14 protein-coding genes and 1 tRNA gene are annotated in these 14826 nt (G+C 55.8%); 12 read left to right on the forward strand and 3 right to left on the reverse strand.

Annotation, left to right across the window (positions count from 1 at the left end; translation table 11 throughout):
• Positions 1-12 precede the first annotated feature (12 nt).
• The 6 genes from ACR0I1_RS01295 (at position 13) to ACR0I1_RS01320 (ending at position 6224) form a co-directional block, all read left to right on the forward strand.
• Complete coding sequence (locus tag ACR0I1_RS01295) at positions 13-453, forward strand: TrgA family protein (protein ID WP_480704634.1); 441 nt, start codon at positions 13-15, stop codon at positions 451-453.
• A 29-nt stretch (positions 454-482) separates the two neighbouring features.
• The gene (locus ACR0I1_RS01300; RefSeq protein ID WP_480704636.1) at positions 483-1601 is read left to right on the forward strand and encodes an NUDIX domain-containing protein; all 1119 of its coding nucleotides are present in this window, start codon (positions 483-485) and stop codon (positions 1599-1601) included.
• 66 nt (positions 1602-1667) lie between these two features.
• Positions 1668-2702, forward strand: a complete 1035-nt coding sequence (locus tag ACR0I1_RS01305) for a cysteine synthase A (RefSeq protein WP_170393289.1) — start codon at positions 1668-1670, stop codon at positions 2700-2702.
• Positions 2702-5155, forward strand: coding sequence for a DUF3772 domain-containing protein (locus tag ACR0I1_RS01310; protein WP_480704638.1), 2454 nt, complete (start codon positions 2702-2704; stop codon positions 5153-5155). The genes ACR0I1_RS01305 and ACR0I1_RS01310 overlap by 1 nt, the downstream gene beginning before the upstream one ends.
• A gap of 87 nt (positions 5156-5242) precedes the next feature.
• The gene (locus ACR0I1_RS01315; RefSeq protein WP_170510728.1) at positions 5243-6070 is read left to right on the forward strand and encodes an exonuclease/endonuclease/phosphatase family protein; all 828 of its coding nucleotides are present in this window, start codon (positions 5243-5245) and stop codon (positions 6068-6070) included.
• Positions 6071-6134: 64 nt separating this feature from the next.
• Positions 6135-6224: transfer RNA gene (locus tag ACR0I1_RS01320), tRNA-Ser, on the forward strand.
• 107 nt (positions 6225-6331) lie between these two features.
• Here ACR0I1_RS01320 and ACR0I1_RS01325 read toward each other — a convergent pair.
• Positions 6332-7210, reverse strand: coding sequence for a LysR family transcriptional regulator (locus ACR0I1_RS01325; RefSeq protein WP_480704640.1), 879 nt, complete (start codon positions 7208-7210; stop codon positions 6332-6334).
• Positions 7211-7306: 96 nt separating this feature from the next.
• Here ACR0I1_RS01325 and ACR0I1_RS01330 point away from each other — a divergent pair, with 96 nt between their 5' ends.
• Positions 7307-8614: an aminotransferase class I/II-fold pyridoxal phosphate-dependent enzyme gene (locus tag ACR0I1_RS01330; protein ID WP_480704642.1), complete on the forward strand. Its 1308-nt coding sequence runs from the start codon at positions 7307-7309 to the stop codon at positions 8612-8614.
• Positions 8615-8672: 58 nt separating this feature from the next.
• On the opposite strand, the gene ACR0I1_RS01335 is transcribed toward ACR0I1_RS01330, so the two are convergent.
• Entirely contained in the window at positions 8673-9344 is a 672-nt protein-coding gene (locus ACR0I1_RS01335) for a GntR family transcriptional regulator (RefSeq protein ID WP_170405336.1), read from the reverse strand.
• A 128-nt stretch (positions 9345-9472) separates the two neighbouring features.
• Between ACR0I1_RS01335 and ACR0I1_RS01340 the strand changes: the two genes are divergently transcribed.
• The 5 genes from ACR0I1_RS01340 (at position 9473) to ACR0I1_RS01360 (ending at position 13671) form a co-directional block, all read left to right on the forward strand.
• Positions 9473-10417 (forward strand): class II glutamine amidotransferase domain-containing protein, encoded by a 945-nt coding sequence (locus tag ACR0I1_RS01340; RefSeq protein ID WP_170645944.1) that lies wholly within the window; start codon positions 9473-9475, stop codon positions 10415-10417.
• The gene (locus tag ACR0I1_RS01345; RefSeq protein WP_170645945.1) at positions 10414-11127 is read left to right on the forward strand and encodes a GltB/FmdC/FwdC-like GXGXG domain-containing protein; all 714 of its coding nucleotides are present in this window, start codon (positions 10414-10416) and stop codon (positions 11125-11127) included. The genes ACR0I1_RS01340 and ACR0I1_RS01345 overlap by 4 nt, the downstream gene beginning before the upstream one ends.
• On the forward strand, positions 11112-12536 hold the full coding sequence (locus ACR0I1_RS01350) for an FMN-binding glutamate synthase family protein (protein WP_480704644.1): 1425 nt from the start codon (positions 11112-11114) through the stop codon (positions 12534-12536). Before ACR0I1_RS01345 ends, ACR0I1_RS01350 begins: the two co-directional genes overlap by 16 nt.
• Before the next feature lie 50 nt (positions 12537-12586).
• Positions 12587-13231: a type 1 glutamine amidotransferase gene (locus tag ACR0I1_RS01355; protein WP_170421279.1), complete on the forward strand. Its 645-nt coding sequence runs from the start codon at positions 12587-12589 to the stop codon at positions 13229-13231.
• Between the two features lie 89 nt (positions 13232-13320).
• Complete coding sequence (locus tag ACR0I1_RS01360; RefSeq protein WP_170465426.1) at positions 13321-13671, forward strand: hypothetical protein; 351 nt, start codon at positions 13321-13323, stop codon at positions 13669-13671.
• On the opposite strand, the gene ACR0I1_RS01365 is transcribed toward ACR0I1_RS01360, so the two are convergent.
• Positions 13668-14807 carry an FAD-dependent oxidoreductase gene (locus ACR0I1_RS01365; protein WP_480704646.1) on the reverse strand — a complete coding sequence of 380 codons (1140 nt, stop codon included), beginning with the start codon at positions 14805-14807 and terminating at the stop codon, positions 13668-13670. The genes ACR0I1_RS01360 and ACR0I1_RS01365 overlap by 4 nt on opposite strands.
• Positions 14808-14826: the final 19 nt, after the last annotated feature.

The following is a 14826-nucleotide window of genomic DNA, read 5'->3' on the forward strand; positions in this document are numbered from 1 at the left end:
CGGAAAAATCGAATGCCTACAGCCTCACGTCTCGTCGCCGCGTTGTGTCTGCTGGTGATCGCGTTCCTTGTGACGGGCATGATCATCGACAACGGGGAAGAGGGTAAGGACTATGGTTATTTCACTTACGTGAACATAATCCTGGGTTGGATCTGTGGCTGGGTTGTCATGGGTAAACGTGCTGGCCGTGGCTGGACCGCGGCCGTCAACAACGGTTTGACCGGTGTTGCGGCACTGGTGTTCTGGGGGCTGTTCGTTCAGGGCACCTACGAGATGTTCAGTCAGGCGATGCGCCATCGGTTTGGTGGTCCGTTTGAGGCTCTGCTTGCCATCTTTCAGATCGGGATTGCCTATGGTGAACAGCTTCTGGCACCGGAAATCCTGCTTACGCTGGGTTTTGGTGCTGTTCTCAGCGGGATACTTACCGAAATTGCCTTTCGCCGCTGGCGTTAAATCTGATCTGCCAATTCGGGGCCTCTGCTTTGTCCAATCTGTTTTTCTATGGCACTTTGCGCCATGTCTCTTTGCTGGAACTCGTCATGGGTCGCAGCGCAGGCGATTTATCGGCGATGCAGGCTGTTTTGCCGGATCACGCCGTATACGCGGTTCAAGATCAACCCTTTCCAATGATTGTCACCGAAAAGGGCAGTAAGGCCAGTGGCATTCTGGTGCAGGGCCTAGGTGACGTCGAGCGTAGTCGATTGGCCTTCTATGAAGGCGGTTTCGAATATGAACTGCGCCCGGAGACAATCGTGACTGAGGATGGAAAAGAACATCAGGCCTTGGTGTTCTTTCCGGATACTGACATTTGGAAAAAAGGCGCACCGTGGGATCTTGAAACCTGGATCAGGGATTGGGGTGCGCTTTCGGTGTTCGCGGCAGACGAGGTGATGGCCCATTATGGAAGAGTCGATGCCTCGGACATCGTGCGCAGCTTTCCAGCCATAAGAACACGCGCCTGGGCCAGATTAGCGGCAAGACAACGTGGAGCGGGGGATGAGCGGAGCGTTGCGGATGACGTGATCGTTCATGACCGCAAGCGCGCCTATGTCAACTATTTTGGGATGGATGAAATTGAACTGCAGCATCGTCAGAATAACGGCGAGATGAGTCCGGTGCTGCATCGCAATGGATTGATGCAAGGGTCCGCTGTGGTCGTCCTACCTTATGATCCGGTGCGCGATACGGTGTTGCTGGTAGAGCAATTCCGCGCGCCCGTGTTCCTGATCGACGACCCCGAGCCGTGGATGTGGGAGCCTGTGGCTGGCATGATCGACCCGGGCGAAACACCTCAGCAGGCGGCCACCCGCGAGGCCATGGAAGAAGCGCAGATTTCACTATACCAACTGGAATATGCAGGTGGTGCCTATTCATCCAGCGGATCGTCAACAGAATATGTTTATCTCTATGTCGGTCTTGGGGATCTGACTAGTACGGTTGAAAGCGGTGGCCTCGCTTCCGAAGGTGAGGATATCCGCAGCAGAATTCTGCCGTTTGATGAATTCATGAGCATGGTAGATGCTCATGTTTTCAAGGATCTGCCGCTTCTAACTCTTGCTTATTGGTTGGCGCGGAACCGCGATCGACTGCGCGCTAAGTGATCCCTGCTTGTGATCGCGTCAGGGCACCTGTAAATCTGCTGCAATACCATATGACAAGAGGATGCCATGCGCATTGCACGAGACCTTGCCGACGCTGTCGGTAAAACACCTTTGATCCGGCTGCGTCGCGTCAGCGAAGAAACGGGATGCGAGATTCTCGGCAAGGCCGAATTCATGAACCCGGGTCAGTCCGTCAAAGACCGTGCTGCGTTGTTTATCATCCGCGATGCGATAGCGCGCGGTGATCTGAAACCCGGCGGCACGATTGTTGAGGGCACGGCCGGGAATACCGGCATCGGTCTGGCGCTGGTTGGTGCCTCGATGGGGTTCAAGACGGTGATCGTCATTCCTGAAACCCAATCCGAAGAGAAAAAGGATATGCTCCGCCTGGCGGGGGCTCAGCTTGTGCAGGTGCCTGCGGCGCCGTACCGTAATCCCAACAACTTTGTGCACTATTCGCGCCGTCTGGCCGAACAATTGGCTCAAACCGAACCAAATGGCGCGATTTGGGCCAATCAGTTCGACAATGTCGCCAACCGTCAGGCACATGTGGAAACCACTGGTCCCGAAATCTGGGAGCAGACCGGCGGTAAAGTCGATGGCTTCATCTGTGCCGTTGGATCGGGTGGTACTCTGGCCGGGGTGGCCGAAGCGTTGCAGCCCAAGGGTGTCAAGATCGGTTTGGCTGATCCGATGGGGGCGGGGCTCTATTCCTTCTACACTACGGGTGAGATCGCGATGGAGGGTGGTTCTATCGCAGAAGGTATCGGACAGGTGCGGATTACCAAGAACCTCGAAGGGTTCACACCTGACCATTCCTGGCAGATTACCGATAGCGAAGCGCTGCCCTATATCTTCGATCTGCTGCGCGAAGAGGGTCTGGTGATGGGCGGGTCAACCGCGATCAACATTGCCGGTGCCGTCCGTTTGGCGAAAGAACTGGGGCCAGGGCACACCATTGTTACGATTTTGTGTGACTACGGCACCCGCTATCAATCCAAACTGTTCAATCCTGAATTCCTGCGTGAAAAGGAACTTCCCGTGCCCGATTGGATGACCGATGCGCCGCGCAGTATTCCTGGCGTGTTTGAGGACGTGTGATGCTGCAACAGGTCCGCCTGTGTCTGGTTCTGGTGCTATTCTGCTTGATTGGTTTGGGCGGAATCGCCTCTGCCCAACTTACTGATCGGCAAAGCGAGTATTATCAGGGCTGGGTCAGCACGGCGGACCGGGCGGAATCTGTTATTCGCGCGAACCGTGCATCCAACGCAGCATTAGAGAATTTGCGTTCGGAAATAAATGAGTATCGCGAAGACTTTAACAAAGCCCGAGGTGCCAACACCGATCGTATTCAGACGCTGGAAAGCCAACTCAAGGCGCTTGGCCCAAAGCCGGCTGAAGGGGAAAGCGAGGCCGAAGACATTGCCAAGCTGCGTGCGCAACTCGAAACACAACTGAACAGTTTGCGTGTTCCCCGCATCATCTCGGAAGAGGCTTTCAGTCGCGCGAATGGGCTGATCAGCGAAATTGATCGGATCGTCCGAGACCGACAAAAGAAAGAGATGCTGAAACGCGGGCCGTCGCCGCTCAACCCCGTCTATTGGGGACCAGCTTGGGTCGACATCAAAGAGGCGACGCACAGCCTTATTAACGAAACCATCGAAAACTTGCGCTCTGATGTGGTGCGCGAACAAATCCGCGAGCGCGGTCTTGGCATTCTCGTGCTGTTGGTTGTTTCAGCAGTTCTATTGCTGTTTGGGCGCAAATGGTCTGAGAAAGGCGGCGAATATCTCCGCTCGCTAGGAGGTAGCGGCAGCGGGGTCTGGACCTTTATTGTCTCGCTGTTGCGCATTCTATTGCCTTGGTTGGGCGTGTTGGCGTTGGTCACCGCTGTCGTGCTAACTGGCGTGCTGGGCCTGCGCGGTACACTTTTGTTCCAGCAAATCCCCTATTGGGCCGCGATTATCTTCTATTTTGATTGGATCGGCCGGCAGGTCTATCTGATGGGAGCGGCGCAGAACTTCCAAAGACTGTCCGCAGGCAAAATCAGAGAATTGCGGGTTTATATCGACCTGTTGGCGGTCATGCTTATTCTGCACGAGCTGGCGCAATTGTTCGAGCAGATCGAGAATATCTCGGACGCGACCCGTGCCGTTGTTGGCTTCCCGATCGTTGTGGTATCGGCCCTTCTTTTGCTGCGTGTGCGTCAGGTCCGCCAATCAGAGCCTCAGCAAGAACAGTCAGACCAGGAAGCTACCCGCCGTGGCGCAGGGTTCAGCCAATTGGTCGAGTTCCTGCGGCGCGCCTTGTTCATGCTTGGGATTGCGACTCCGATCTTGGGGGCCTTCGGATACATCAACGCTGCCGAAGCTATCGTATTTCCTGCCATCAAAACGCTGGTTCTGATTGCAGCACTGGTGATCGTGCAGCGATTTATTGGTACGGTATATGGCTGGCTTTCGGGGCAGGGCGACGCCGCGCGCGATTCACTGTTTTCGGTTCTGGTCGGGTTCGCGCTGGCCATTCTGGCGTTGCCGATATTGGCGCTTTACTGGGGCGCGCGCCAGACGGACCTGCTTGAAGCTTGGTCGCGATTGTTGCTGGGGTTCGATATTGGCGGGGTTACGATTTCACCCAGTAACTTCCTGACGTTCGTTGCCATTTTCGCCATTGGATATACGCTGACCCGTTTGCTGCAAAGCGGGCTGCGCAATTCACTGCTGCCGAAGACCAGCATTGATCCCGGCGGGCAGAATGCCATCGTGTCGGGTACCGGATATGTCGGAATTTTTCTGGCGGCACTGATCGCTATCATGGTTGCCGGTTTTGACCTGTCCTCGCTTGCGATCGTGGCGGGTGCTTTGTCGGTCGGCATCGGTTTCGGTCTTCAGACCATTGTATCGAACTTTGTCTCAGGGATCATCCTACTGGTTGAGCGTCCTATTTCCAAAGGTGACTGGATCGATGTGAACGGTATGATGGGATATGTGCGCGATATCTCAGTCCGGTCGACGCGGATCGAGACGTTCGACCGGACGGATGTGATCGTTCCGAACTCGGACCTGATCAGTGGGGTGGTTACGAATTACACCCGGGGCAATACGATTGGCCGAGTGATCGTGCCTGTAGGCGTCGCCTATGGTACCGATACCCGCAAGGTCGAAACTATTCTGGGCGAGATCGCAAACGGGCACCCGATGGTTCTGGCCAATCCCGCGCCCAGCGTAGTGTTCCAGGGCTTCGGTGCAGACTCGTTGGATTTCGAAATCCGCGCGATCCTGCGGGATGTGAATTGGGTGCTGTCTGTCAAATCCGACATGAACCACGAGATCAATCGCCGGTTCGTTGAGGAAGGCGTCGAGATCCCGTTCGCGCAGCGTGACCTGTGGCTCCGTAACCCTGAGGTGCTGACGGGTCAGTCCGATCCGTCCAATGATGCTTCTGCCGTGGATGACGACCTATCACCCCATGCGCCATCGACAAAACCAGTGGACATGACAGCAGACGATCTGGACGCGGCAGGGGATCAGGACGGCGAGGGCGACAACCACTGAGCGTGATGCGATCGACATTTTCCCGCAAATGGTTATCGGACTGTTTCATTTTGATGTAGTCTGAAGTCATTTGCAGGAGGAATTTTGATGGTTACATTTTCACACAGCCTCGCGCGTATTGCCGTCTGGAATCTGGCCGGCTTCAATCCAGTAAACACAAGTCTGGGTATTCCGGCCAGCAGTGACCGGGTCACCCATCAAATCGAAGGGCTGGCCCTGCTGGACGCCGAACTGATCACTCTGGTCGAGGTCAGCCCCATCGAACATATCGATCGGTTGGCCTTGGGTCTGGCCGATAAGGGGCTGGACTATCAGGTCAAGATCCTGCCGCAGCCCAACGGCAATATCCATATCGGGTTTCTGCACAAACCGGGGGTCTCGGTGACAGGTTTGCAGCTGATCGACGGCTCGGAAGGTGACGATCCCGGCGGACGCCAGGCCCTGATCGCCGATGTCGAGGTCGGCAAATTCAAGGCCAAGCTGATCGCTGTGCATCTTAAATCCGGACGAGACCGGCCCGAGCAGCAGATACGTGACAGCCAATGCAGGATTATCGGAGACAAGATCGCCGAGATCCGCTCGACCCCCGGTCTGACACAGCGCACGATCCTTCTGATGGGTGATTTCAACATGATCCCCGGTCAGGACGTCAGCAATTTCCACCATCTTGGTGGGGATGACATGATGGACTTTGTTTCGTGCTGGGACTTGCAGGATCGGTTCTCGCATATTCTGGATAAGGGTCGCGCCAATTTACTGGACGGTTTTGCCGTATCACGCACCTATTCCACCGATTATGTCCGCGGCAGCCTGCGGCTGTTTCCAATGCACTGGACCATGAATATGGGGCGCGAGGCGTTCAAGGATGAGGTGTCGGATCATCTGCCATTTGTCGCCAGCTTTCGTATTTTCTGACCGGTCCATTTTTGCGAATGGGGCCTTGCGCTCGGTTCAGAAATTCGCATAAGTCACCTCTACCGGAGAGGTGGCCGAGTGGTCGAAGGCGCACGCCTGGAAAGTGTGTAGGCGGGAAACCGTCTCCAGGGTTCGAATCCCTGTCTCTCCGCCATATACCCCATGAAATCTGAGTTGCCTTGCGGTCTATGCGAGACTGTTTTGTGCGCGGCTTTCAATGTGAAGTGTCGTGCACAATGTACCGGATTGATGAGATTTGACTCAATCTGACAACAAGGCGATGACTTGATCGGTTTCGGCTCTTCGTCGCGATGCCACTGGCACTTGAACCGCTAGAGCACGCCCTGTCGGGCAGGATTGCGCGTGGGCCGTTACGAGTGCACCAGATTTCAATGGCTCTTCGAGTAAGCATAGGTGCCCCATTAGCACGCCAGCTGCGGCCTTGGCCTCTTCCACGGCAAGGCTGTAAAGCGAAAAATGCGGGCCAGTTTTGACATCTGGGACCTCACAACCTGTGCTTCGCGACCATGTGGACCAATCGCTGCTCCACGTCTGATCGTGCAACAAGGGAGTGCCTTGAAACCCGTTGTTGTCGGTCACCCGATCCAGCAGAGCAGGGGCGCAAACCGGTTGGGTTTCATCCTCGCACAGCACAATTTGGTCAGGTGCTTCGTCCAAGGTCGCGAAGAAGATCGCCAAATCGAACATCTCACGCGAAAGGCTGGGTGGTGTTTCCAGCGCCGTGACCGAAAAATTGATATGCGGAAAACACTTTCTGATCCGGCGTAATCGTTTGGGCAACCAGAGTTGGGCAACAGCAGGCAAGGCGGCGATGTGAAAATCGGCATTTGGCTTGAGGTTCCGAAGGGCCCGAGCGGCATCGCCCATCTGATCAAAGGCTGTGGTGAAGACCGCGACAAGTGATTGACCTTGGGGCGTCAGTTCCACCCCTTGGGCGTTGCGGCGAAACAGCGGCGCACCTGCCCAACCCTCCAACGCCTTTACATGTTGTGAGATCGCACCCGGAGAAACGTTCAGCTCTTCCGCCGCCGCGACAAAGCTGACGTGACGCGCCGCGGCCTCGAACGCCCTCATTGCATTCAGCGGAGGTCCCTTGGGGCGTTTGGGGGAGACACTCATTGATCTAGCCTTAGTTTTTCTACGCCAAGAAATAACAATTCTGCTTTGCGGTGTCACGCGAAAGCCGCCAAACTGCAAAAAACAGGAGGATGTCAGATGACACTTGTACAAAGAGATTGGGTGCCTGCCGCAAGCGAAACTCTGATCCAGGACATCGCGACAAAGGCCGCATCGTTGTCGTCTGGCGATCTTCTGGCCCGGATCGAGCATCTGGCGGACGAAAACCGCCGCATTCACGAAAAAGAGTGCTTTAACCTCAACCCGGCGACAAATGTCATGAACCCGAGGGCCGAGGCGCTATTGTCTTCGGGCATTGGATCCAGACCATCGCTGGGATACCCCGGTGACAAATATGAAATGGGACTGGAGGCGATCGAAGAGATCGAAGTTATCGCCGCAGAACTATGTGCCGATGTCTTTGATGCGCAGTTCGCCGAGGTTCGCGTGCCCTCGGGGGCCATTGCCAACCTCTATGGCTTTATGGCGACCTGCAAACCCGGAGGTACGATCATCGCTCCGCCCGCGTCGATTGGTGGCCACGTGACGCACCACCTGGCGGGGTGTGCCGGTCTGTTTGGTCTGCGCACTATTGAGGCCCCCGTCAACGCAGATGGGTATACCGTTGATCTGGACCGGTTGAGAGCATTGGCGAAAGCCGAACGCCCCAAGCTAATCACGATAGGCGGCAGTCTGAACCTGTTTGAGCATCCTGTGGCCGAAGTGCGTGCCATAGCGGATGAAATCGGCGCAAAGGTCATGTTCGACGCCGCCCACCAGTGCGGGATCATCGCCGGGCATGCGTGGTCCAACCCGCTGAAGGAGGGTGCGCATTTCATGACCATGAGTACCTACAAAAGCCTTGGCGGACCGGCCGGGGGGCTGATTGTGTCAAACGATGCGGAAATCGCCAAGGCGCTGGATACAATTGCTTTCCCCGGCATGACAGCCAACTTTGATGCAGCCAAAACGGCTGCACTTGCCGTCACCATGCTGGATTGGAAAGAGTTCGGATCAGCCTATGCAGATGAAATGATTGCGATGTCCAAAGCACTTGCTGCCGCGTTGGATGCGCAAGGTGTTCCGGTCTTCGCGGGTGGAGAGGGTTTCACCAATTCTCATCAATTCGCGGTACTGGCAGCGCCGTATGGTGGGGGTCAGACTGCCTCCAAACTGCTTCGAAAATCCGGGTTTCTGGCATGTGGGATCGGATTGCCAGTTGAGCCGGTGGAAGGCGACATGAATGGCCTACGGATCGGCACGCCCGAGCTGGTCCGGTGGGGTATGACAGCAGGAGATGCAGAGCGTCTGGCAGAACTGATCCGACGTGGCTTGGGCGGTGAATCCGTTCTATCCGAGGTATCTGGATGGCGCAGTGAGTTCGATAGGTTGCATTTTGTGATTTGAACCAGTTGCGGCCAATCAGGGCTCAGGCCCTGATTGGTCGCTCGATCAGAAACGCGGTTTAGCCGTTATCCGCTTCTTTCAGACCTTCGATCTGAAGGTCGAAACCTTCCTGAATGTGGCTGGTGAAAGTTTCCAGCGCTTCGGTGACATCACCCGTCGCAATCGCGTCAACGAGCGTCAGGTGGTTTCCGAGCGATTTGGAGATATCGACGTTTTCAATCGCCGAAAACAGATGGAACGCCATTGCTTTGCCCCAAATCATATCGAACATGTCGATCAGAAATTTGTTGCCCGCCTCAACCATGAAGGCACGGTGAATGCGCCGGTTTGCGATAAAGTAGTCTCGGGTCGTCGGCTGACTCAGATCTTCTTCGCGACGAATGAGTTCACGCAATCGATCCAGCACCTCTGGTTCAGCGTGTACCGCAAGTATGCGCGCGGCTTGTCCTTCGATGGCTGCACGTGCCTGGTATAGTTGCCGCACCTCGGTCTGGTCCATGCGCGCCAGTCGAAATCCGCCGCTGGCGGCCACTTCCAACACGCCTTCAGTCTCCAACCGCATGAGCGCTTCGCGTACAGGCGTCCTGCTGATGTTCAACTCGGCGGCCAACTTTTCCTGCACTAGCCGATCTTCACCGGTGATCTCGCGACTCATGATGGCTTCGACCAGTTGGTCATAGACCTCGTCCGCCAGGCGTCTGCGCTGTGTTTTGATTTGTTTCAGAGCCACTCGGAGCCTCTCTTTCTGTCCTTCATGAATTCTGTATTCAATAAAACAACTGCTGCCAAGGCGAATGGGGTTGCTATTGTTCGTGTACTGTATACAGTATACAGGAAAGAATGAACAGGGAGCTCTTCATGTGTGGAATTGCTGGTAGAATACTGGCCGCGCCCGGGAAGGTTGGGGCGGATCTTGTTGACCTGATGGATGCGCAGGAACATCGAGGCGCCGACAGCACTGGCTTCGCCGTTTATGGTTTGCCACGAGAAACGGGATACGTTTTACGCGGAATGGGATTCGACAAGTCTCAACAGGATGCGGATCTCTCCGCGTTTGAAACGATATTGCGTGAACACGGAAGCAGCTTTCTGTCTGACCCCCAAATCGTAACGGACCAAAGTCGTCACTATTGCTTTCGGATGGAAATTTCAGACCCAAGGAATCTTCAAGCCTGGGTCGCGGACGCGGATGAGCTGACAGACCGCATTGAAGTTCAATCCTGCGGCCGCAGTCTTGAGATCATTAAGGATATTGGTGGTGCCGAAGCCGTGGCAGAAAAGCACGGCGTTCGCGATATGATAGGAACACATGGGCTGGGGCATGCGCGGCTTGCTACGGAAAGTTCGGTATTGCCTAACGCATCGCATCCGTTCTGGGCGCGCCCATTTTCGGATGTCGCGATCGTACATAACGGGCAGATCACCGATTACTTCACTTGGCGCGATAAGCTGACCCGAATGGGTTATCGGTTCTTGACTGAGAATGACAGCGAGTTGATTGCCGTCTGGGTCAGCGACCAGATGAAGGCGGGCCTGACCATGGAGCAGGCGCTAAAGAAGTCTATTACCTCTATCGATGGTGTGTTTACCTACATGATCGCAACGCCAAACGGGATTGGGTTTGCCAAAGACCGATTTGCAATGAAGCCTCTGGTCGTCGTCAAACGCAATGGCGATCTGGCGGCTGCGACCGAAGAACAAGCGGTCCGCCGGGTGATGACCGAGGAATGCGATGTGATCAACTACGACGGCCCGTCGCTGACCGGTATCTGGGGCGTCGGAAACCGGAGTTTGGCGGCATGAATGAGGTGGCTGCAAAGATGGATGAGATCGTCATCGAAGTCGGCAAGCGACATATCCGCGAGGTCAATCGTGAGATAATGGAAGCCTGCACAATGGGTCGGCCGATCCGCGTCGTAGATACGCTGTCTCGTCATAATTTGGGCGTGGGTCTGCCAGACAATGTGGATATCGCTTTCGAGGGGTCGGTTGGTTATTACTGCGGCGGTCTCAATACCGGGGCGAAAATCACTATCGAACGCAACTGCGGCTGGGCCGTTGGCGAAGGTATGGCCAAAGGGCACATCACTGTCGGTGGCTATGCCGGTATGTCCTGTGGTGCTGCGATGATCGGCGGCACGATCCATGTCAAAGGCGATGCGGGGCCAAGGGTGGGCGTTGCGATGAAAGGTGGAAACATCGTCGTCGAAGGAAAGATTGGCTATCAGTCCGGCTTCATGGCGCATTCCGGTCGGATCATAGCGCTTGGCGGTGCGGGTGAATCCTGTGCTGATGCGCTTTGGGAAGGCGAAGTCTGGGTAGCTGGCGAGGTCGACAGCCTGGGTGTGGATGTCGACGTGATCGAACCGACTGCTGAAGAAGTAGCCGAGGTTGATGCGATCCTCGACCCGCTCGGGCTTGTCGACAGTTCGCGAAATTGGCGCAAAATGGTTTCGGGCCAGCGTCTTTGGTATTTTGAAAGCAGGGACGCAAGCGCATGGCTCATGATCTGAGTAAACCTTACGAATATCCGTTCGATGTTGCCTCGGAAGAGGAAATCAGGTTCCGCGATGCGGGAGCGATCGACGACCGCCCGGCTGGCGTTCCTTCGTCGTATGATGAAGGAGGTTCGACCCGCTGGACACCCGAGGCGATCTCGGAAGTTCACGCGCTGGCGCAGCTTGGGCGCTATCAGGTACGTGGATACAACACGTTCAACAAGCAATTGCCGACCTTCGATGATCTGACATTCGTTCCTGCAACGATGACCCGTCTGCCGCTGGAAGGCTATCGCGAGAATTGCGATACGACGACCGTACTGGGTGGAGGGCGCGGCCTTGTGGAGCGCCCGCTTGAATTGAAGATCCCGATCTACATCGCTTCAATGTCCTTTGGTGCTTTGTCGGCATCGGCCAAGGCATCGCTGGGTTATGGGGCCTCGAAAGTAGGAACCATGACTTGCACGGGTGAGGGTGGCATGCTGGAAGAGGAGCGCGAAGCCTCCCAACGCCTGCTCTATCAGATGTCACCCGCGCGGTATGGTGTGGATCTGGATCATCTGCGCCGCGCGGATGCCTTGGAACTTGTCGTGGGTCAGGGTGCGAAACCCGGAACCGGGGGTCTGTTGCTGGGTATGAAGGTCAGCCCGCGCGTCAGCCAGATGCGAACTTTGCCCGAAGGCGTGGATCAGCGATCTACGATCCGCCATCCAGATTTTCTCGGCGCTGATGATTTGGCAGTGAAGATTGAAGAATTGCGCATCGCCACCAACTATCAGGTGCCGATCTTCATCAAGATGGGTGCGACACGTCCCCGGTTTGACGTGGCAGTTGCCGCCAAAGCGGGTGCTGATGTTGTAGTAGTTGATGGTGCCGAAGGTGGTACCGGCGCGTCTCCGGAGTTGTTGTTAAACCATACCGGTATCCCGACGATGAGCGCCATTCGCGCTGCGCGTGAAGCATTAGACGAATGCGGCATGACCGGCAAAGTCTCTCTGGTCGCTGCCGGTGGCATTCGGTCCGGTGTGGACGCGGCGAAGTGTCTGGCCCTCGGTGCTGACGCTGTGATGATCGGCAACGCGGCCATGGTTGCGCTAGGATGCAACAGTCCGCGCTATCTCGAAGATTACGCGGCCTTGGGAACATCCCCAGGTGCCTGCCACCATTGTCACACAGGTCGCTGCCCGGTCGGGATTGCGACGCAGGATGAAAGTCTCGAAGCTCGTATGAACCCGAATGCAGGGGCAGAGCGCATTGCGCGCTATTTGACGGCCATGACCATGGAGATTACAGCGCTTACGAAAGCCTGCGGAAAGTCCTCGGTACACAATCTGGAAACCGAAGACTTGCGTGCGCTTAGCTTTCAAGCGTCAGCTTTCACTGGGGTGAAAATGGCTGGAATTGACAGGGCTTTTGACTGGTGAAAATCGCAGTTCTTGAGTTGACTAGCCACCCGCTGCCATTGTTGGAGGGAATGCCGCGGACTTCACAGCAGATTCAGGAGTGGATCGCCCCACACCTACCGGAAGCCGAGTTCGTAGTAGTAGGGGTTGTTGATGGAGAACCGCTCCCGGACGAGAGCGATTTCGACGGCGCTATAGTCGGCGGATCTGAATTTGGTGTTTATGATGACACGGATTGGATGCAGCCGCTACGTGCCTTCCTGGACCGTTGTCGAGAAATCCGAAAACCAGTCTTTGGTATCTGTTTCGGTCATCAGATCATGGCTGACGTCTATGGTGGTCGGGCCGAGAAAGCCGAGGTAGGCAATGTCGTTGGCGCACGGCCCTTCGACTATGGCGGAGATAGCGTGGATGCATATGTCTGGCATCAGGATCAGGTAACAAGCATTCCGGACTCGGCTCGGGTGACCGGATCGGCGAGCCACTGTCCAGTTGGTGCACTGGATTATGATTTTCCTGCCCGCTCTGTTCAGTTTCATCCCGAATACAAGGCGCATCACTTGCGCGATCTGTTCACCAGAGGTCGAGAGGTGCTTTTGTCAGCTACGGAGGCGGATGATGGGATGTCCTCGATCAACGCGGCAAAGGTGCCGGACGATATTGCAGCGCTTCAAGCAGTAGAGCTTTTTCGCGGTACGTACGTCCCTGAACAATAAGCCTTTGAGCGAACGGCTCTTGATCCTAATCAAGTCCAGCCAAGCCGCATTATGTATACTGTATACAAAATCGGTTGGGAGAGTTGGCAATGACGGGATACAAGGATTTCTTTGAGAGGATTGCGCGGATTGTGAATGCTCCACGCGAGGGAAGTATCAGCGATCTGGAGCTATCGGATCTCGGCCTGACCCGCGCTGATTTGGCCATGTTGCGCTCTGGCGCGCCCAACGCGCGAGAGCGTATACTCTCGATGGCTAGTCAGTTTGGCCTGAGTGAAGATGATCTTAAGGCCCATCCTGAGCTTGGCCTTGAGTTGGCGGAAAAATGTGGACATTGTCGCCAAGCAAAGACCTGCCGAGATGCAATTCGATCAGGTGTTCGCCTGCCTCAGGAAAAGTGCCCGAATTCAGGGCTCTATGCGGCGCTTTCAGAAGGTTAACGCCCGCTTGGACTTTCTTTTGGGCTCAGTTTTCTTCGACCAGTGATCTTGAAACGATCAGCAGTTCCGAAATCCTTCATTCCAACACCTGCCGCAAACTCTGCAAAAACCGGCGCGTGTTTGAACAGATGTCCCGAGCAGCCTCCGGCGAACAGCACGTTTTCATGCTCGGGGTGCCAGTCGACAATAAAGTGCGTGTCAGGTGTCAGGATGATCTGGTTGAATTTGGAATCCACTATCCGCTCACCTTCAAGGCCCGGAAGACGATGACGGATGTAGCTGCGAGTGCGTCCTAGCGTTTCCTGTCGGATCAGCCTTTCGTCATTGTCCAGATCGATCTTGTCCGGGATGACGACTGCGGCTTTCACGCCTGAACCTTCGGATGAGGGCAGCCCGAATGAGCCCTGACCATGATCGATCCAGCAGGGCATCCGGCTCATATCGAACTCCTCGGACCCATCTGGCGTCGAGGTATAGAGGACATTCACACCAACCACCGTCGATATCGGCTTGATCGTCCTGGGGAACATGTCCGCCATCCAGGGGCCGGTTGAGACAATAATAAGATCAGCCTCAAGCGGCTTTCCATCCAGCATTGGGCGCTCTGATCCATCGGTGGTCACGCGACCGCGCCGTACGATCCCGCCCGCTCGACGAAACAGCTCAAGCCCGGTCAGGACGCAGCGATGCGCCATCAGCATTCCGGCTTCGGGTTCGAACAGGGCGTATTCGATGTCAGGAACGCGAAACTGCGGAAATCGCGATTCGATGTCCTGCCGCCCGAACTTGTAGTAGGGCACACCAACGCGGTCGAAGGTTTCGGCTGTGGCGTTCTCCCAGTCGCAATGACCGCCTGTTGCAAGAATCAGCGCACCGCATTCATACATCAGGTTCTGGCCGCTCTCGGCTTGCAGTTCCAGCCAGCGCAGGCGGCTTTCGCGGGCCCAACGTGTATAGAACTCATCCCGCCCGGAAATCGCACGGATGACACGGTTGTAATCCGTTGAAGATGCACGGGAATGTCCCGGTTCCCAGCGATCTATCAAAGTCACTGCCTCACCACGTCGTTGCAGTGTAAGCGCCGTCATGACGCCGACGATGCCGCCTCCGACAACGATGACCGAGTTCTTGGACATGATGCAGATTTTCCTTGTT

This window comes from Ruegeria sp. B11 (assembly GCF_056539785.1).

Excerpts from the sequence above, each read along its gene's own strand:
- ACR0I1_RS01295 (WP_480704634.1), top strand. The coding sequence starts at position 13 with ATGCCTACAGCCTCACGTCTCGTCGCCGCGTTGTGTCTGCTGGTGATC.
- ACR0I1_RS01305 (WP_170393289.1), top strand. The coding sequence starts at position 1,668 with ATGCGCATTGCACGAGACCTTGCCGACGCTGTCGGTAAAACACCTTTG.
- ACR0I1_RS01310 (WP_480704638.1), top strand. The coding sequence starts at position 2,702 with ATGCTGCAACAGGTCCGCCTGTGTCTGGTTCTGGTGCTATTCTGCTTG.
- ACR0I1_RS01315 (WP_170510728.1), top strand. The coding sequence starts at position 5,243 with ATGGTTACATTTTCACACAGCCTCGCGCGTATTGCCGTCTGGAATCTG.
- ACR0I1_RS01325 (WP_480704640.1), bottom strand. The coding sequence starts at position 7,210 with ATGAGTGTCTCCCCCAAACGCCCCAAGGGACCTCCGCTGAATGCAATG.
- ACR0I1_RS01330 (WP_480704642.1), top strand. The coding sequence starts at position 7,307 with ATGACACTTGTACAAAGAGATTGGGTGCCTGCCGCAAGCGAAACTCTG.
- ACR0I1_RS01340 (WP_170645944.1), top strand. The coding sequence starts at position 9,473 with ATGTGTGGAATTGCTGGTAGAATACTGGCCGCGCCCGGGAAGGTTGGG.
- ACR0I1_RS01345 (WP_170645945.1), top strand. The coding sequence starts at position 10,414 with ATGAATGAGGTGGCTGCAAAGATGGATGAGATCGTCATCGAAGTCGGC.
- ACR0I1_RS01350 (WP_480704644.1), top strand. The coding sequence starts at position 11,112 with ATGGCTCATGATCTGAGTAAACCTTACGAATATCCGTTCGATGTTGCC.
- ACR0I1_RS01355 (WP_170421279.1), top strand. The coding sequence starts at position 12,587 with ATGCCGCGGACTTCACAGCAGATTCAGGAGTGGATCGCCCCACACCTA.
- ACR0I1_RS01360 (WP_170465426.1), top strand. The coding sequence starts at position 13,321 with ATGACGGGATACAAGGATTTCTTTGAGAGGATTGCGCGGATTGTGAAT.
- ACR0I1_RS01365 (WP_480704646.1), bottom strand. The coding sequence starts at position 14,807 with ATGTCCAAGAACTCGGTCATCGTTGTCGGAGGCGGCATCGTCGGCGTC.